This is a genomic window from Pedobacter psychrodurus (genome assembly GCF_032678585.1).
Classification (GTDB): Bacteria; Bacteroidota; Bacteroidia; order Sphingobacteriales; family Sphingobacteriaceae; genus Pedobacter; species Pedobacter psychrodurus_A.
The window spans coordinates 42,611-60,599 of sequence record NZ_JAVTSN010000027.1; the positions used below are offsets into that span (position 1 = coordinate 42,611).

The 17,989-nt window shown below is 38.4% G+C and carries 16 protein-coding genes; 5 read left to right on the top strand and 11 right to left on the bottom strand.

Annotation, left to right across the window (positions count from 1 at the left end; translation table 11 throughout):
• Nucleotides 1-2: 2 nt before the first annotated feature.
• The 7 genes from R2S57_RS17800 to R2S57_RS17830 form a co-directional block, all read right to left on the bottom strand.
• Nucleotides 3-953, bottom strand: coding sequence for a FecR family protein (locus R2S57_RS17800; RefSeq protein WP_316846301.1), 951 nt, complete (start codon nt 951-953; stop codon nt 3-5).
• A gap of 4 nt (nt 954-957) precedes the next feature.
• Nucleotides 958-1,524, bottom strand: coding sequence for an RNA polymerase sigma-70 factor (locus R2S57_RS17805; protein WP_316846302.1), 567 nt, complete (start codon nt 1,522-1,524; stop codon nt 958-960).
• 201 nt (nt 1,525-1,725) lie between these two features.
• Complete coding sequence (locus R2S57_RS17810) at nt 1,726-2,517, bottom strand: SDR family NAD(P)-dependent oxidoreductase (RefSeq protein ID WP_316846303.1); 792 nt, start codon at nt 2,515-2,517, stop codon at nt 1,726-1,728.
• A gap of 137 nt (nt 2,518-2,654) precedes the next feature.
• Nucleotides 2,655-3,659, bottom strand: a complete 1,005-nt coding sequence (locus tag R2S57_RS17815) for an SDR family NAD(P)-dependent oxidoreductase (protein WP_316846304.1) — start codon at nt 3,657-3,659, stop codon at nt 2,655-2,657.
• Nucleotide 3,660: 1 nt separating this feature from the next.
• Nucleotides 3,661-4,326, bottom strand: coding sequence for a DUF6134 family protein (locus tag R2S57_RS17820; protein WP_316846305.1), 666 nt, complete (start codon nt 4,324-4,326; stop codon nt 3,661-3,663).
• 426 nt (nt 4,327-4,752) lie between these two features.
• Nucleotides 4,753-5,025: an isoleucyl-tRNA synthetase gene (locus R2S57_RS17825; RefSeq protein WP_316846306.1), complete on the bottom strand. Its 273-nt coding sequence runs from the start codon at nt 5,023-5,025 to the stop codon at nt 4,753-4,755.
• Nucleotides 5,022-5,210 (bottom strand): hypothetical protein, encoded by a 189-nt coding sequence (locus tag R2S57_RS17830; protein WP_147303077.1) that lies wholly within the window; start codon nt 5,208-5,210, stop codon nt 5,022-5,024. The genes R2S57_RS17825 and R2S57_RS17830 overlap by 4 nt, the downstream gene beginning before the upstream one ends.
• Nucleotides 5,211-5,293: 83 nt before the next feature.
• Here R2S57_RS17830 and ileS point away from each other — a divergent pair, with 83 nt between their 5' ends.
• The 5 genes from ileS to R2S57_RS17855 all read left to right on the top strand — a co-directional run bounded on the left by ileS (nt 5,294) and on the right by R2S57_RS17855 (nt 11,630).
• Nucleotides 5,294-8,695, top strand: a complete 3,402-nt coding sequence (gene ileS, locus R2S57_RS17835) for an isoleucine--tRNA ligase (RefSeq protein ID WP_316846307.1) — start codon at nt 5,294-5,296, stop codon at nt 8,693-8,695.
• 30 nt (nt 8,696-8,725) lie between these two features.
• Nucleotides 8,726-9,109, top strand: a complete 384-nt coding sequence (locus R2S57_RS17840; RefSeq protein ID WP_109930839.1) for a TraR/DksA family transcriptional regulator — start codon at nt 8,726-8,728, stop codon at nt 9,107-9,109.
• Entirely contained in the window at nt 9,109-9,711 is a 603-nt protein-coding gene (locus tag R2S57_RS17845) for a lipoprotein signal peptidase (RefSeq protein ID WP_316846308.1), read from the top strand. Before R2S57_RS17840 ends, R2S57_RS17845 begins: the two co-directional genes overlap by 1 nt.
• A gap of 514 nt (nt 9,712-10,225) precedes the next feature.
• Nucleotides 10,226-10,744: a DUF4269 domain-containing protein gene (locus tag R2S57_RS17850; protein ID WP_316846309.1), complete on the top strand. Its 519-nt coding sequence runs from the start codon at nt 10,226-10,228 to the stop codon at nt 10,742-10,744.
• 202 nt (nt 10,745-10,946) lie between these two features.
• Nucleotides 10,947-11,630 (top strand): DUF1080 domain-containing protein, encoded by a 684-nt coding sequence (locus R2S57_RS17855; protein ID WP_316846310.1) that lies wholly within the window; start codon nt 10,947-10,949, stop codon nt 11,628-11,630.
• 186 nt (nt 11,631-11,816) lie between these two features.
• Here R2S57_RS17855 and R2S57_RS17860 read toward each other — a convergent pair whose 3' ends face one another.
• The 4 genes from R2S57_RS17860 to R2S57_RS17875 all read right to left on the bottom strand — a co-directional run bounded on the left by R2S57_RS17860 (nt 11,817) and on the right by R2S57_RS17875 (nt 17,865).
• Nucleotides 11,817-12,176 (bottom strand): DUF2809 domain-containing protein, encoded by a 360-nt coding sequence (locus tag R2S57_RS17860; protein WP_316846311.1) that lies wholly within the window; start codon nt 12,174-12,176, stop codon nt 11,817-11,819.
• Nucleotides 12,177-12,256: 80 nt separating this feature from the next.
• Complete coding sequence (gene odhB / locus R2S57_RS17865) at nt 12,257-13,498, bottom strand: 2-oxoglutarate dehydrogenase complex dihydrolipoyllysine-residue succinyltransferase (RefSeq protein ID WP_316846312.1); 1,242 nt, start codon at nt 13,496-13,498, stop codon at nt 12,257-12,259.
• Nucleotides 13,499-13,583: 85 nt separating this feature from the next.
• The gene (locus tag R2S57_RS17870; RefSeq protein ID WP_316846313.1) at nt 13,584-16,379 is read right to left on the bottom strand and encodes a 2-oxoglutarate dehydrogenase E1 component; all 2,796 of its coding nucleotides are present in this window, start codon (nt 16,377-16,379) and stop codon (nt 13,584-13,586) included.
• 211 nt (nt 16,380-16,590) lie between these two features.
• On the bottom strand, nt 16,591-17,865 hold the full coding sequence (locus tag R2S57_RS17875; protein WP_316846314.1) for a DASH family cryptochrome: 1,275 nt from the start codon (nt 17,863-17,865) through the stop codon (nt 16,591-16,593).
• Between the last annotated feature and the right edge of the window lie 124 nt (nt 17,866-17,989).

A 17,989-nucleotide genomic window follows, 5' to 3' on the forward strand; every position in this document is an offset into this window, starting at 1 on the left:
CATTATTTAAGTTTAATCATACCCTGTCCATATTCAACCTTAATTTTAAAGGTTTCTGCAATTACATCCAGGATTTCTTTAAGCGATTCATTTTTAAAAGTTGTACTGATTTGGAGTGCTTTTAAGCCAGGATTTACAATAACGATATTGGATTTAAATTTTTCATTCAATACCGGAACCAGATCACTAAGCGGCGTTCCATCGCAAACCAGCTCATTCGTATAATAGTAATTGTACAACCTGCCCTGGCTTTCACCTTTGGAGAGGTGAGCTTGATTTTGAAGCACTTCTACTTTTTCTCCTGCAGTTAAACGCACGCTATCTTTTTGATTGTTTACCTTTACGATACCGCTTTCTACTACGACTACAACGGTTTTTCCATCACTTTTCACATTAAATGCTGTACCTACTACAGTTATCCGAACATCATTAATACTGATGATAAATGGTTTCGATTTATCGGCACTAACTTTAAAAAAAGCTTCCCCCTTTAGTTTAACATCGCGCGTTTTATTAAAAAAACCACCAACGAAGGCTATTGAAGATTGTTCATTCAATATGGCGGTAGATCCATCGGGCAATAGCTGTGTTAACGTGTTTTCGCCACTCCGCACGTTTATTTTATTGCCGATTAAATTATTGTAGAGAAATATGCCGGCACTAAAAAATATAAATACCACAGCTACCCACCGTAAAATGAATGTATAACTGATTGTTTTTTTTTCTTTTTCTAAACGGGCATTTAACCGTTCCAAAGCCTGATATTCATTAAGCCCAGGATCAATCTGCAGTTTACTTTTCTCCAGTATTGTCCTGAAATCTTCCAATCGCTTAAGGTGATCGGGATTTGCTTGCGCCCACGCTTCAACCTGCTCATTTTCGGGCACAGTAGCCTCCCCCAGCAAGTATTTTGCAAGCATATCATCATTAATATGGGTATAGTTTTTATCCATAAGCTTATTTCAATAAAATAAAAATGAGGATCAGAAAATCGACCACCCTGAGGCGTAAGATCTTTAGGGCTTTCCCCATTTGGTTTTCGACAGTTTTGATAGAAATGTTCAGCGCATCGGCAATTTCCTGATATTTCATCTGGTCGAACCTGCTCAACTGAAATACATTTCTGCATTTTTCGGGCAGGTCGTTTATTGCTGAATGGATATTCTTTTCCAGTTCTGTAGCCATAATCTCCGTATTTAAATTCCCCATCTCGTTTTTTACGGTATCAGCGTAATGAACATTAAAATTCGATCTTACTTTTTGATGTTTGAGGTAATTTAGACTTTCATTGTGTACCGAACGATAGAGAAATGATTTCAAAAATCCATCCTCTTTAAGCTGCATCCTTTTTGTCCAGATACGCACGAACACGTTTTGAACGATCTCTTCAGCATCATCTCTTTCTTTAATTATGGTAAAAGCATAAGCATGCAGGCTTTTGAAATGTTTTAAAAACACTTCGTCGAAAGCCTGTTTATTTCCGCTTTTAATTAATCCGATAAGATGGGTATCGTTACTTTCCAAACTTCTTAATGATGTTTCTATCTATATATTTTAACCACAGATGAACACTGATGCACACGGATACGATTTAATCAATTCAACAATCCATCCGAACAATGTCTCATCACGCTCAGATGATGCTCATGCTTTGTCTAAGCCAATGGTTTTAGCCAAAAATACTATCTGTGTTCATCCTTTTTATCCGTGATTAAATTCCACATGTTATGTTGTTAAAATCGCTTTCAATTTACGCCTAATTATAATTTCTTTTAAAAAGCCTGGTATAATTTTATCCAAGAGAAGTAAAAAGCGGTTGGCAAAACCCGGTATTATTTCTTTTTTGCCTTTCAACATGCCATCCATGGCTATCTGGGCAACATAATCGGCTTCTAAAATAGTGGCTTTGGCAAAACCTTTCAGTTCATTGTTCATCACCAATAATTCTGGTTTGGTATTAATACCACCTGGACTAAGCAAACTGATGTGCACATTGGTGCCACTCAATTCAAGCTGTAAACAACGGGTAAAATAACCGACAAAGGATTTGGTTGCCCCATAAACCTGCTTTTTGGGTACGATAAAATGCCCGCCCAAGCTGCCAACATTTAAAATATAACTTGCCTTACTTTTATCAATATGATTTAAAAATAATCGTGTGAGCAACACTGTATTTGTAATGTTTAAATCAATCTGCGTTCTATAAAACTCAACATTTTTATCTTCAAACCAGCTCCAGTTGCCCAAGCCAGCATTGTTGATTAGAACATTCACTTCGATCTTATGTTCCTTTAGTTTCTCAAATATTTCGCTTGCTGAACTGCTTTTTGTCAAGTCTATTTCGATACAGAATACCCTGCTGTTAAAGTTTACACGCAGGTAATTTGCCAAATGTTCCAGGCCACTGTTGGGCAACGAAACCAATACCAAGCCTAACCCGCGTTTGGCCGATTCGATAGCAAAAGATTTGCCTAACCCTTCACTTGCACCTGTAATTAATACGGTTAATTGTTTCATATATATTTTTATATCGTCCTCGTTTGTAATGGGGATAGTTGAGATCTACATTTGCAATGTGGATTATCGAAGTCCTAAAGTCGATATAATCGACATTCTCTTGCGTCCTCGTTACAAACGAAGACGATAATCTTAATCTAATTAGGCTTAAAATGATTAATGGTTTTACCTAAACCAATCACGAAAGGTGTTATCCGGTAATTGAGTTCGGCTATGGCTTTATTGCTCGAATATTGCTGATTACATTTTAACCTATCAGCAAATTCTGGCAGAAAAAACGGCGTAAGGTTAAAGAGTCTCGATTTTAGCGATTCCAGCAAACTATATGCTTTAATCACACCGACCGGAATTTTATACAGATTTCTTCTTTTTCCCGTAATGTGCCTTAAAGCTCCAAAAAACCCATTAAAAGAAACATCAACACCGCCCAGGATGTACCGCTCGCCATTCCTGCCGTTTTGCATGGCTGCGATGTGTCCATCTACTACATCATCCACAAAAGCATAATTGGCTATTGCCTTTCCATCACCTGGAATAAAATGCCAGCTACCCTGTAGGTAACCCGTAACCATTTTACTTACTGTATTGCTATCGGTAATCGGCCCATCGCCATATACTCTTGATGGATTTACGATCACCACTTCCAAACCCTTTTTCACAAATTCTTTCACTTCTAACTCGGCCAGGTATTTTGTACGTTCGTAACTGATCGGGAAACCTACAGCCCTCGGGTCGTTCTCCGAAACTGGTAAATTTAATGTTGGTCCCCATACCCCACAAGTGGAGGTATGCACCACCCTTTCTACACCCATTTTTACTGCGCAATTGAGCACATTCCTTGTACCGATTACATTTACATCATAGAAATCCTGTTCATTTTTGCACCACATTTTGGCCATAGCCGCGGTATGATAAACCTGATAACAATCTTTCATTGCGTTTTCCAAACTTTCAGGATTTAAAACATCGCCTTTTACAAACTGGATATTTCGGTGCTGAATCAGAAACGGATGATTTACGTTTCTGCAAAGTGCAATTACATCATAACCCATCTCCGCCAGCGCAAAACATAATTTCCGACCGATAAAACCTGATGCTCCGGTAACCAAAACCCTTAGGTATTTATTCGCTACTGTTTCCATATTAAACCCTTTCCATTCTTATGGTGTACAAGGAATGATTTACAATGACCAGTTTACATAGCCCATTTTCGAAATGGTAATCGTTGTAGTTCCCATCGGGAAGATTGATCCGGTACTGGTGTGCGCCATTTTTTTCAATAGGAATAAAACACTGAAAGTTATCAGAATAGATTTCAGGAATATTTACAGGTTCTTTAGTGTACAAAAGCATCATATTGTAGCTGATGGGCTGATTGATCGTACTGGTTTTAGTACCTGTTTTAAGCTGATAAACATTATTGATCCAATTTGTTTTCTTAGCCTCTTTGGCATTGCCATTTACAACCCTGTTTACGTTTGAAGTAAGCAGTTTGCCATTTTTGAAATGTGCGACATCTTCTGTTTCTACATCGATTTTAAAAACAAAGCGGGTTTGTACTTTTGAAGTAATTTTTAGGTAAACATTATCGCCTTCCTCTTTTTGCTGAAAATACATCTGGCCAATTATCTCGCCATTACGTTTGATGTTAAATTTACTTTGCTGTGCAAAAGCAGATGAAAATGAACAGACCATAAAAAGAACCGTGGCAGCACTTTTTGGATTGACCGGACTTTTAGAAGAGAAGGTTTTGTAGGTTTTTGGAGCAAGATATTTCTTGCAGAGCCAAATAATTAATGCAGGAATCATAGTATCTCTATTTGTTAATTTAGAGCTAATACAACTCACAGGAGATTTACCCCTACGTGAATTTTATTTTTTATTTATATTTCTTGTCAGTAAAAGTAGCCTTAAGCGAGGTCACCATTCTTAGCGGAATCGTAGGGTTTTATTGCAATATAGATGCTGAAACAAGTTCAGCAGGACGTAAAGCAGGGATTGATTGCGGCAGGAATTCCTTACCCAAACCCCAGTTACCTAAACCTGATGGCAGCGGCCCCGATCTTTCATCGGGATAAAGCAAACAGCAGGACGAACATTAAAATGAAATGCAGGCATTGCTTTTCAAAAACCTTTACTAAGTATCATGGTTAAAAGCGCGCACTATGTTTCCTTCTCCTCAAGGAGAGGTACACTAATACAGAAGATCAAGCAAAAACGTAAACAGGGTGAGGTTTATTCGGTTGCGGGTTTTTTCTCTTCCTCATCTACCGGAACTTCGACCGTTGGATCGGTAATAATTTCAGCATTGCCATCATTATCTTTTTTGGCGAATAAAATTGGATATAACAGCCACAATGCCCCAATAATAATGAGTACACCGGCGAGCATCTGGAAATAAATACTTCCTTTAACTTCGTAAGCATCTAAAATTTTGTAGGCAATAAACGAAAGAACGCCTGCGATAAGGACGAAAACGGCTTTCTGCAATTTTAACAGCTTGATCATGGGTTCTTTCTTTTTAGAGTTACAATATGGATTAAAACAAAAATAAGCCCGATTAGTTCGAGCAAGCCACAGAAATAAAAAGTATAAAGTACGAAATCCCGGTTAGATGGATTGATTACCGCAACAATTGGCAAGGCAATTACGGCAACAATCATCAATGTAAGCCCGATATTAAATAATTTCACGATAAAAGTATTTACACCAAAACTACCAAAATTCAGTCAATTCTGTTAACTTTGCAACCTTAATTTTTTGAGGTACTTGATTGATGTATAGCGAATTTAAACAATTGGAACTTGCCAAAATAGGGCAAGAAATACTGGATTTTTGGAAAAAGGAAAATATCTTTGAAAAAAGTATTTCTTCCCGCCCAAAATCTAATCCGTTTACTTTTTACGAAGGACCACCGTCTGCCAATGGCATGCCGGGGATTCACCACGTAATGGCGCGCGCAATTAAGGATATTTTTTGCCGCTATAAAACAATCAAGGGTTATCAGGTTAAAAGAAAAGCTGGCTGGGATACGCATGGTTTACCTGTTGAGCTTGGAACGGAAAAGGAATTAGGAATTACTAAAGAGGATATTGGTAAAACCATTTCTATTGAAGACTACAACGAAGCCTGTAAAAAAACAGTTATGCGCTACACTGATGTGTGGAACGACCTGACTGAAAAAATGGGCTATTGGGTAGATATGGATGATCCATACATTACCTACAAGTCGAAATACATGGAATCGGTGTGGTGGCTTTTGAAACAGATTTACGATAAAGGATTGATCTATAAAGGTTATACCATCCAACCTTATTCTCCAAAAGCTGGCACAGGATTGAGTTCGCATGAGGTAAATCAGCCCGGAGCCTATAGAGATGTTACCGATACTACAATTGTAGCTCAGTTTAAAGCATTGCTTGATACGTTACCCTCTTTCTTGCAGGGCTTTGGCGATATCTATTTGTTAGCGTGGACCACTACTCCATGGACGCTACCATCAAATACTGCTTTAACAGTTGGCCCTAAAATCGACTATGTTTTAGTCAGAACGTTTAACCAATATACGTTTTTGCCAACAAATGTAATTTTGGCAAAAAACCTGGTTGGAAAGCAGTTTAGTAAAGTTTTCTTTGAAAGCAATGAAGCTGAAGATTTTACAAATTTTAAAGCTGGCGACAAAAAAATCCCGTTCCAAATACTTGCCGAATGCAAAGGAAGCGAGTTGGTTGGCATTAGATATGAACAACTTTTAACTTACGCGTTACCATACCAAAATGCTGAAAATGCATTTAGGGTAATTTCAGGAGATTTCGTAACCACTGAAGATGGTACGGGTATAGTACATACCGCTCCTACTTTTGGTGCTGATGATGCGAAAGTAGCTAAAGAAGCCGTTCCGGAAATACCGCCAATGTTGGTATTAGACGAGAATGAGACTCCCGTTCCATTGGTAGATTTACAGGGTAAATTCACCAAACATGTTGGTCCTTTTGCAGGCAAATATGTAAAGAACGAATATTACAGTGCTGGTGAAGCACCTGAAAAATCGGTTGATGTAGAAATCGCTATTTTATTAAAAGAAGAAAATAAAGCTTTTAAAGTAGAAAAATATGTTCACAGTTACCCACACAGCTGGAGAACTGATGAGCCACTTTTATATTATCCTTTAGATTCGTGGTTTATTAAGGTTACAGATGTTAAAGACAGAATGTTTGATCTTAACGAAACCATTAACTGGAAACCAAAATCAACCGGTGAGGGGCGTTTTGGAAACTGGTTGAAAAATGCCAACGACTGGAATTTATCACGTTCGAGATATTGGGGAATTCCTTTGCCCATCTGGAGAACAGAAGATAAAAAAGAAGAAGTATTAATTGGCTCTGTTGAAGAACTTTACAATGCCATTGAAAAATCTATAGCCGCTGGTTTCCAAAAAGAAAATCCTTTTAAAGGATTCGAGATCGGGAACATGTCTGAAGAAAACTATGACCTGATCGACTTACATAAAAATGTAGTTGATAAAATTGTTTTGGTATCTCCATCGGGCAAAGCAATGAGCCGCGAAAGTGATTTAATTGACGTTTGGTTCGATTCTGGTGCTATGCCTTATGCGCAATGGCACTACCCTTTTGAAAACAAAGAAACCATTGATGGAAATGAAGATTTCCCTGCAGATTTTATTGCCGAAGGCGTAGATCAAACCCGTGGTTGGTTTTATACCCTACATGCGATATCTACATTGGTTTTTGATAAGGTAGCATACAAAAATGTGGTTTCGAATGGACTGGTACTAGACAAAAACGGACAAAAAATGTCTAAACGTTTGGGCAATGCCGCTGATCCATTCCAAACCATTAACGAATATGGCGCTGATGCCACACGTTGGTATATGATTTCCAATGCAAATCCCTGGGATAACCTAAAATTTGACATTGATGGAATTGCTGAAGTGCGCCGCAAATTCTTCGGAACACTTTACAATACCTATGCTTTCTTTGCCTTGTATGCCAATATCGATAAATTTGAGATCGATAAAAACAACCTGAGCAAAGTTGAAGACAGGACGGAATTAGACCGTTGGATTTTATCGTTACTGCAAACCTTAATCAACGAAGTTGATGAAAGTTACAATACTTACGAGCCAACCAAGGCTACGCGTGCCATCCAGGCTTTTGTTGATGAGCATTTGAGCAACTGGTATATCAGGTTAAGCCGCCGCCGTTTTTGGAAAGGCGAAATGACCGATGATAAACGTGCTGCTTACGAAACGCTTTATACCTGTTTAGAAACCCTGGCTCAGCTGATGAGTCCTGTTGCGCCTTTCTTTGCCGATTGGTTATACAGAAACTTAACCATTACCGATGCGTATGCGGAGCAATCTGTCCACTTAACTTTATGGAAAGAGGCTGATCAAAGTTTAATCGACACAGACCTGAACGAAAGAATGGTTTACGCTCAGGATATTTCATCGATGGTTTTATCGCTGCGTAAAAAATCGGGCATCAATGTGCGTCAACCTTTGGAGAAAATCTTAATCCCATCATTAAGTGGCGATTTCGAACAAAAGATATCGAAAGTAGCGGATTATATCCTTTCTGAAACGAATGTAAAACATATCGAATTTATTACCGATACGCATGGCATCGTGAAGAAAAAACTTAAACCGAACTTCAAATCGTTGGGTAAAAAAGTTGGAAAAGAGATGAGTCTGGTTAAAGAGGCTTTGGAAAATTCAAATCAAGATGATATCCAACGTTTAGAAAATGATGGCTTCATCATTGTAGTTGGTAATAATGGTGAAGAATTTACCATCAATTTAAATGATGATGTAGAAGTTTTTGCTGAAGATATTCCGGGATGGCAGGTGACCAATCTGGGTAGCTTAACCGTTGCCCTGGATGTTACTATTTCAGAAGAATTGAAACAGGAAGGTATCTCACGCGAACTGGTTAACCGCATCCAGAATTTACGGAAAGAATTAAACTTTGAAGTAACCGATAGGATTAAAGTTTCATTACAAAATGATAACTTGGTGGCCAATGCAGTTGCCAAAAACAAGGATTACATTTGCGCGGAAATATTGGCCGATGAATTTGAATTAACAGATACTGTAAATAATGCAAACAAAATCGTGATCGATGATGTTGAGTTAAGCATTTCAGTAAATAAAATATAAATCCATATATTAGAAAATTAGAAAAAGAACATGGAAAACAGCAATAAAACACGCTACTCAGACAGTGAATTACAAGAATTTAAAGAATTAATTCAAGATAAATTACGCAGTTCTAAAGAAGAACTTAACTCGTTAACCACTTCTTTAAGCAACCCGAATGCAAATGGAACAGAGGATACTTCAGGTGCTTATAAAACACTCGAAGACGGTTCTGCAACAATGGAAAAAGAACAGATCAATCAATTGGCTGCCCGTCAGAAAAAATTTATTGATAACCTGGAGAATGCATTGGTACGTATTGAGAACAAAACTTACGGTATTTGCCGCGAAACAGGCAAGTTAATTCCAAAAGAACGTTTACGCGCTGTACCTCATGCCACTTTAAGCATGGAAGCCAAATTAAAGCAGAGTTAATGAAAGGCTATACAAAACCTTTAATTATAATCTTTTTGGTTTTACTGGCCGACCAGCTGGTTAAAACCTGGGTTAAAACACACATGTACCTTGGTCAGGAGTTCAATATTATTGGTAAATGGTGTATTATCCATTTTACCGAAAATAATGGAATGGCCTTTGGAATGGAATTTGGCGGTGAGTTTGGTAAACTGGCCTTATCGCTCTTCCGCATTGCGGCGGTAGCTGGGATTGGCTATGGTTTACACTACTTAATTAAACATAAATACCACCGTGGTTTGATCCTGAATGTTGCCCTAATTTTTTCGGGTGCATTGGGAAACATTATCGACTCTGTATTTTATGGAAAGATTTATGGTTATGAGGGCTGGTTTCATGGCCGTGTGGTAGATATGTTCTACTTCCCCATTGCTCAAGGGCATTTCCCTACCTGGTTACCCATTTGGGGAGGCGATGAGTTTGTATTCTTCAGACCTGTTTTTAATCTCGCAGACGCTGCCATTTCAGTTGGAGTGATATTGATCCTGATCTTCCAGAAAAACTACTTTAAAGAAGATGTAAAGGATGAGGTGAGCATCAACAGTGAGATCGTAGAAGATTAAAAAAGTGAATCGTCCTGCTGAACTTGTTTCAGCATCTTTGTCAATAATATTAAAAAGCCCATCTCTAATTAAGAAATGGGCTCTTGTTTTTTAAATCTTGTTATTTCGGGTAGCTTTTCCAGCCGACTGCCTGCCACAACTTTTCAGTAAAGCGATATTTGTTAGCGTTCGAGAGTATGGACGACTATAGATTTCTTAAATTTCTTTGAAAGCATTTAGATTGTGGCACTTTAAGTTGTGGCACTTTTTTTGGCCACTAAAAATATTGCCACAAACTTGTGGCACTTTTTCTTGTGGCACTTTTTTATGCCACATAAAAAAATGCCACAAAATATATTTGCAATAAAATTGTGTTGGTCTGGTTCTTCTTCAAAAACCAATATAGAATTAAAACGCATTTGGCATTTATACTATCGGGTTTAGTAAGAAAAAATCAATTGTCTACCCGTCATCCTGATCCGATAACTATCGGATTTATTTTAGGATCTTTCACGCTAAATATAAAAGCAAAATAATGATCAACTTCCTCAATATATCTTATTTAAAGTCTGGCAATGAAAGGCAACAGAAAGCTTACCAGCTATTAACTGACAATCAAATTTTAGAGAAACTTAGCGCTTATCGTGCAATCCTTGTAGGTACCATTCCAATCAACATCGATATCGAAAACAGTGACCTGGATATTGTCTGTGAAATTTCGGATAAAGATGAATTTATTGCCCACTTAAATACACTATTTGGATCTGAAAAAGACTTTACAATTGCTAAAAGCACTCAATTTGATGCCATTAAAGCAAATTTTATCGTCGATAGCTTTGAAATAGAAATCTTTGGACAAAACATAAGCACTGTACAACAAAATGCTTATCGCCACATGCTGATTGAGCACAGATTACTTTTAGAAAAAGGAGAGAAATTTAGGCAGGAAATTGTCGCTTTAAAAAAACAGGGATATAAAACAGAACCGGTGTTTGCTAAGCTATTAGGGATTGAGGGTAATGCTTATGAAGAATTGCTGAAATTGGAGTATTAGAGTTTCCAAGGCCATGTCAGACTGCGAGGTATCGTCCCGACCGCAGTGGAGAGATCTAGGAACACCGTTTTATAGACTTCCCCCCGCCTTTACGGGCAGGCATTCCGTTGCACCCGATAGCTGTCCGATCCAGTCGAAATGACGAACCTTCTCACAATTATTCTGCATTTATATTTGATATATTTGGAATACAAAACCAAATATGATGAAATTATACTATTCCCTTTTATTGCTCATTACCTTAGGTAGTTCAGCATTTGCCCAAAAAAGCCTTTTTAACGGAAAAAACCTCAATGGTTGGCATGTAGATGTGCCCGCAATGGACAAAAAACCCGATACCATCAATCCATTTATAGTCCGTAATGGTATGCTGGTAAGTTTAGGCACACCAGGTGGACATTTAATAACCGATAAGATTTATAAAAATTACCAATTAACCGTGCAGTATCGTTTCGCAGGCAAACCAGGCAATTGTGGCGTTTTAGTACATGCATCAACACCAAGGGCGCTGTATGGAATGTTTCCAAAATCGCTGGAAGTTCAGATGCAACATCAGGATGCAGGCGATTTCTGGTGTATTGAAGAAGATATCACGGTACCTGATATGCTTGCCAGACGTGGGCCAAAAGAAAATTGGGGAATAAATGGAGATAAACTCCGCCGGATTAAAAATTTAACTGATGGTAGCGAAAAACCACTTGGCGAGTGGAATACCATGGTGATACAGTGTTTGAATAACGAGGTTAAAGTTTGGGTAAACAATACCTTGGTAAACTATGGCACAAATTGTACCGTAAATAGCGGACAGATTGCACTACAGGCAGAAGGCAGCGAAGTAGAATTTAAACAATTGGATTTAAAACCGATTAAAGCATTGTCTAAATAGCCTTCGTCATCTCGATCCGATAGCTATCGGATGAAGCTTAGCGAAATGCCTGCCCGTACGGGCGGGAAGAAATCTGTGTAGACAGATTTCTTCCGAACTAAGGATTTTTAATCTCTGGAAAATATATTCATTAAGCTAACTGTTAAATTAGGTTGCAAATCCTGATCAACACACAAAATGATCAATTCAATCCTTAAAACACAGACAGATCAGATAGCCAACAAAATAGGCCAGCAGGTCATACACACTAAAGGACGTACCCAAAAGCGTGCTCATCAGTTTATTGTTTTCCCAACCAAACCAGGTAACATAATGAACTGACTGCAAAAACTCGATAACAAAAGAGAAAATCAGTACACCTAAGGCCAGTTTTTTATTATTGTTTTTTAGGAAGGCCCGAAGGAATGCATAAATCAATACAACCACCAATACATCGCCACCAAAAGGGCGTATAAATGCGTCATGAAGATATTTTCCAATTAAGACTTCGATTACGAAGATGACCAGAAAAATAAAAAGGAATTTTGAGTTAAACGTTAATTTCATTTTTTGGGTAAAAAAAGAAGTCAAGTTTTTATAGCACATTGGCCATTAAAACTTGACTTCTTTATAAAATATATTTAGGTCTATATACCCAATAATAATCTAGCCGGATCTTCTAACAATTGTTTCACACGAACCAGGAAACCAACTGACTCACGTCCGTCGATAATTCTGTGATCGTATGATAAAGCTACGTACATCATCGGACGGATCACCACCTCACCTTTTTCGGCTACCGGACGCTCAACGATGTTGTGCATACCTAAAATAGCTGATTGTGGCGCGTTGATAATCGGAGTCGACATCATTGAACCAAACACACCACCGTTAGTGATTGTGAATGTTCCACCGGTCATTTCTTCTAATGTTAATTTGCTATCGCGCGCTTTTAAAGCCAATTCTAAAACCGATTTCTCGATCTGAGCTAAACTCATACTTTCTGCATTACGGATTACCGGAACCACTAAACCTTTTGGTGCAGACACTGCAATAGAAATGTCAGCGAAATCGTTGTATACCAACTCTTCGCCTTCAATACGGCCATTAACAGCAGGAAAATCTTTTAAAGCTTCGGTAACGGCTTTAGTGAAAAAGCTCATGAAACCTAAACCAACACCATATTTTTCTTTAAACTGGTCTTTATATTTTCCGCGTAAATCCATAATCGGCTTCATGTTAACCTCGTTAAATGTGGTTAACATTGCGGTTTCATTTTTAACAGCAACTAAACGTTTAGCAACGGTTCTACGTAGTGGAGACATTTTCTCACGACGCTCGCCACGGCTACCTGCAGGAGCAGCAACTGCAACCGGAGCACTTGCTTTAGGTGCTTCAGGTTTTTTACCTGCCTCAGCTTTAACAGCATCATCTTTCGTAATACGGCCATCAACACCAGTACCTTTTACAGCAGCAGCATCAATTCCTTTTTCTGCAAGAATTTTACCTGCAGCAGGAGAAGGAGTTCCACTTGCATAAGAGTCTTTAGTCGGTAGTCCTGAGTCTTGAGTCTTTGGAACCTCAGCTACTGCGGCTGGTGCTTGTGCATCAGACTTAGGGCTTTCGGCTTCTGACTTAGGACTAGCAGCAGCACCACCATCTTCAATTTTACAAACTACTGCACCGATGGCTAAAGTATCGCCTTCGGCTGCTATGGTTTTCAAAGTTCCAGCTTGTTCTGCGGTTAATTCGAATGTTGCTTTATCCGATTCTAGTTCGGCAATCACTTCATCCATTTCAACAACATCGCCATCGTTTTTTACCCATCTTGATAAAACAACTTCGGTGATCGATTCACCAACAGGTGGAACTTTTATCTCTAAACTCATTTTTTGTAATGTTATGTTTTTTTATCTTCTAATGATCTTATTCCAATTATTAAACGCCATGCTCTAAACGCTTAGCGCCATTTGCTTAATCGATTTGAACTAATTTTTTTGTTGCTTTTTTAGCGATATCCTTTACATCTTCCGTTACCGAAACTTCTAAAGCTTTCGCCAAAATATAAGCTTGTTGATTGGCATGTTGTTTAGCAAAACCAGTAGCCGTACTGCTGCTTTCTCTTCTCGAAATTACATCAATACCTTTTAAAGCTGTTTTATACAACCTGCGGAATAAATATGGCCATGCGCCCATGTTCTCTGGCTCTTCCTGTACCCAGAAAACTTCTTTTGCATTTTTATATTTTTTCTGGATCGCTTCCATCTGATCAACAGGCGTTGGATATAATTGTTCTACACGCACAATTGCAACGTGTTTCAATTGATCAGCCTGTTGTTTCTCTAACAACTCGTAGTAAATTTTACCGCTACAGAAAACAATACGGGTTACCTCTGCAACTTTAACATTTACATCGTCGATTACTTCTTTAAAACCACCATCTGTAAATTCTTCTAATTTAGAAACACAAGCCGGATGGCGCAATAAACTTTTTGGTGTAAATACCACCAATGGTTTACGGAAATCGCGTTTAAACTGACGGCGCAATACATGGAAGAAGTTTGCAGGAGTAGTACAGTTGGTTACCTGCATGTTATAATCGGCGCAAAGTTCCATAAAACGCTCAATACGTGCTGATGAGTGTTCTGGTCCCTGGCCTTCGTAACCGTGTGGCAATAACATTACCAAACCATTTTCGCGTTGCCACTTGGTTTCAGCACTTGCAATATACTGATCGACAACAATTTGTGCTCCGTTAAAGAAATCGCCAAATTGTGCTTCCCAGATGGTTAAGGCATTTGGATTTGCCATCGCATAACCATATTCGAAACCTAAAACACCGTATTCTGATAAGTGCGAATTGTAAATATCGAATGGTGCCTGCTGATCTGAAATATTTGCCAACGGTACATATTCTTCCTCACTATCTTCAAGCGTTAATACAGCATGACGGTGAGAGAAAGTTCCCCTTTCTACATCCTGACCGCTTAAACGAACACGTTTGCCTTCTGATAATAAAGTACCATAAGCCAGTTGCTCGCCCATTGCCCAGTCGAAAATATTGGTTTCGTTAACCATTTTGCTACGTTCAGCAAATAGTTTTTCGATTTTTTTGAAGAACTTTTTATTGGTTGGCAACGTTGTAATGCGTTTACCAATTTCTAATAAAGTAGATTTTTTAACCGCAGTAACCGGCGAAGTTTCGAAATCTTTAGGGGTAGCCATACGCAAATCTGCCCATGCACCACCAAATTTAACTTCGGTACTGCCTGCAACATATTCTTTTGCTTCGTTTAAGCGCTCTTGCAAAATATTACGGAAATCTTTTTCCATTTCTTTTGCCAAACCAGCTTCAAGCTTACCTTCTTTTGTTAACTGCTCAATATAGATTTCCCTTGGATTAGGGTGTTTTTCAATTGTTTTGTACAATAATGGCTGAGTGAATTTAGGTTCATCAGACTCATTGTGACCGAAGCGACGGTAACAAAGGATATCAATAAAAACATCGTTTTTATATTTCTGACGGTATTCCATTGCCAAATTGATTGCATAAACCAAAGCCTCAGGATCATCGCCATTTACGTGGAAAACCGGAGATAAGGTTACTTTAGCAATATCAGTACAATAAGTACTGGTACGGGCATCTTTATAGTTGGTGGTAAAACCGATCTGGTTGTTGATAACCAAGTGAATTGTTCCACCGGTTTTGTAACCTTCAAGGCCTGCCATCTGAATTACTTCATAAACAATACCCTGACCTGCAACAGAAGCATCACCGTGGATCAAAATTGGTGCTAAACGACTGTTGTCGCCACCATATTTAAAATCGATTTTAGAACGGCTCATGCCTTCTACAACACCATCAACAGTTTCTAAATGCGATGGGTTAGGACATAAACTTAAGTGAACACTTTTGCCCGAAACCGTGGTTACATCGGTAGAATAACCTAAATGGTATTTTACGTCGCCACCAAAAGGGGTATCCGGATTGTAACTTTTGCCTTCAAACTCAGCAAAAATATCTTTATATGTTTTTTGCATGATATTGGCCAATACGTTCAAACGACCGCGGTGTGCCATACCAATTACAAATTCTTCAATACCCAGTTCAGCACCTTTTTCGATAACTGAATCTAAAGCTGGAATTAAAGCTTCTGCGCCTTCTAAAGAGAAACGTTTTTGGCCTAAGAATTTTGTTCCCAGGAAATTTTCGAAACTTACGGCCTCGTTTAATTTCCGCAGAATGCGTTTTTTCTCGTCGATAGAGAAATTAGGGGTATTACGTGCACTTTCCATTTTTTGTTGAATCCAGTTCAACACTTCAGGTGTACGTAAAAATTTATATTCTGCACCAATTGAATGTGCGTAGGTTTGTTTTAAAAAGGCTACAATATCTTTCAGTTTTGCCGCACCGATACCAATCTCTACACCAGAGTTGAAAACGGTTTCTAAATCAGCATCCGATAAGCCAAAATTGGCAAGATCGAGCGTTGGCAAATGTTTACGTCTTTCACGTACCGGATTGGTATGCGTAAACAAGTGACCACGGCTGCGATAGCCATCAATCAGGTTTAAAACATTAACCTCTTTTAAAAATTGTTCTGGTGTTTCTGCGGTTACCGCTGGTGCCTCCGATCCTCTTCCAAAATCGAAACCTTCGAAAAATTTCTGCCAACCAAACTCAACCGACTCAGGATCCTGCTGGTAAGATTGATATAAAGACTCTATATATTCGGCGTTTGCGCCATTAAGATAAGATAATTTATCCATTATTAACTGTTTACTATAAGCACTACAAAATTAGAATTTTACCTTATATAAATGGCAAAAATCTCGATTAAAATAAATGAAAGAATTATAAATAGGTGAATGAGAGATTGGCATGACCCAACAGATAATAAACGGGCAAAATCCGTTAAAATTTAATCATGGAGAACTTACCCATTCAACACTCAATCATTCTATAATTCAATCCCTACAATTACGATGCCCAAGTTAATGAGTAATTCCCTTTTGGGTCGAGGTTCTTGATATTTTTATCTAAATCGAAAACACTTTTTGATTTTTGATCATTCCCTACTCCAGCTACATTGGCCCAATTGCCCCAGTTGCTCGCAGGATTATAATCGATCAGTTTTTCTTCAAAATAAGCTGCACCAAAAATCCAGCTCACTTCCAGATTATTGATCAGATATAAAGCCGCCGTTTGCCTGGCAATATTCGAAATAAAACCGGTTTGGTTTAACTCCGTCATCACCGCATCTACAACCGCAAAACCAGTCTGCGCATTTTTCCATTTATTAAAATTATCCTGCTCGTTTGCAATATCAATCAAGCCCTGACTTCCAAATCCATCCGGACTGAAAAAGGTATTGCCATATTTTTTAAACATGAAACGGAAATAGTCTCTCCAGAGCAGTCCCAATAAAATATGATTGAACATGGCTTTCGTGTTGGGCACACCTTCCATTTTTTTAATTTCCCAATATACTTTACGGGGCGATAAGCTGCCCATGGCGAGCCATGCAGAAAGTTTCGACGCCAGAATTAAATTCTTTGTTGTTGCAGCCTGTTGCATCGCCACAATCACTTTTTGAAGATGGGCCAAACCTTCGGCCTCGCCGCCAGCAAATTCAAAATCAGCACGCTGGTCTTTTTGCTGGGGCAATAGATTAAGGTCTTCTAATGATGATAAGGTTCCCCAATCAATCACTTCGGCAACATTAATCCGATCGGGTGCTGCAAAACAAGGTTTGATGATCGAATCGCGTTCAATTTTCTTTTTAAACTGATTAAAGGCGTCCGGGATATCCTTAATCGGAAAAGGTAAATCTTCTTTATTGTATAAGGTATGACCAATAAAATGTTTCAGGTTGACGCGTAATTTCCATAGTGCATTTTCCACCAGTGTAGAAACATGGGTTTCTTCTCTCGCCACTTCACGGTGATGGTAAACTTCGGTAATCTCATACTCCTGAACGAGTTGGGGAATAATATCTTCTGGGTTCCCTTCGGCGATAAGCAAATTACCGCCAATCTGTTTTAAAGCACTGCGTAAACCTAAAACACTTTCTAAAATAAACTGCGCTCTAATATTACCTGTTTTTAGCGTAGCATATTTTGTTTCGCCAAAAGAGCGGGGATCGAGAATGTAAACAGGTAAAATTGAATCAGATTTAGCAATTGCCTCGACCAGCATTTCGTTATCATGCAAGCGAAGATCATTTCTAAACCAGACTAAAATTTTTTTGGACATCTTTTATCGAAAAGGGTGTAAGAACGCGAATACAAATTTATCTTATTTTTCTTCTACATCAAACCTCTAAATATTTCTTTACAAACAGGTAACAAAAGCATTAGAACCAAATTAACATCTTTTA

Coding starts and splice junctions, on each gene's coding strand:
- R2S57_RS17800 (WP_316846301.1), bottom strand. CDS start 953: ATGGATAAAAACTATACCCATATTAATGATGATATGCTTGCAAAATAC.
- R2S57_RS17810 (WP_316846303.1), bottom strand. CDS start 2,517: ATGAAACAATTAACCGTATTAATTACAGGTGCAAGTGAAGGGTTAGGC.
- R2S57_RS17815 (WP_316846304.1), bottom strand. CDS start 3,659: ATGGAAACAGTAGCGAATAAATACCTAAGGGTTTTGGTTACCGGAGCA.
- R2S57_RS17820 (WP_316846305.1), bottom strand. CDS start 4,326: ATGATTCCTGCATTAATTATTTGGCTCTGCAAGAAATATCTTGCTCCA.
- R2S57_RS17825 (WP_316846306.1), bottom strand. CDS start 5,025: ATGATCAAGCTGTTAAAATTGCAGAAAGCCGTTTTCGTCCTTATCGCA.
- ileS (WP_316846307.1), top strand. CDS start 5,294: ATGTATAGCGAATTTAAACAATTGGAACTTGCCAAAATAGGGCAAGAA.
- R2S57_RS17840 (WP_109930839.1), top strand. CDS start 8,726: ATGGAAAACAGCAATAAAACACGCTACTCAGACAGTGAATTACAAGAA.
- R2S57_RS17845 (WP_316846308.1), top strand. CDS start 9,109: ATGAAAGGCTATACAAAACCTTTAATTATAATCTTTTTGGTTTTACTG.
- R2S57_RS17850 (WP_316846309.1), top strand. CDS start 10,226: ATGATCAACTTCCTCAATATATCTTATTTAAAGTCTGGCAATGAAAGG.
- R2S57_RS17855 (WP_316846310.1), top strand. CDS start 10,947: ATGATGAAATTATACTATTCCCTTTTATTGCTCATTACCTTAGGTAGT.
- R2S57_RS17860 (WP_316846311.1), bottom strand. CDS start 12,176: ATGAAATTAACGTTTAACTCAAAATTCCTTTTTATTTTTCTGGTCATC.
- odhB (WP_316846312.1), bottom strand. CDS start 13,498: ATGAGTTTAGAGATAAAAGTTCCACCTGTTGGTGAATCGATCACCGAA.
- R2S57_RS17870 (WP_316846313.1), bottom strand. CDS start 16,379: ATGGATAAATTATCTTATCTTAATGGCGCAAACGCCGAATATATAGAG.
- R2S57_RS17875 (WP_316846314.1), bottom strand. CDS start 17,865: ATGTCCAAAAAAATTTTAGTCTGGTTTAGAAATGATCTTCGCTTGCAT.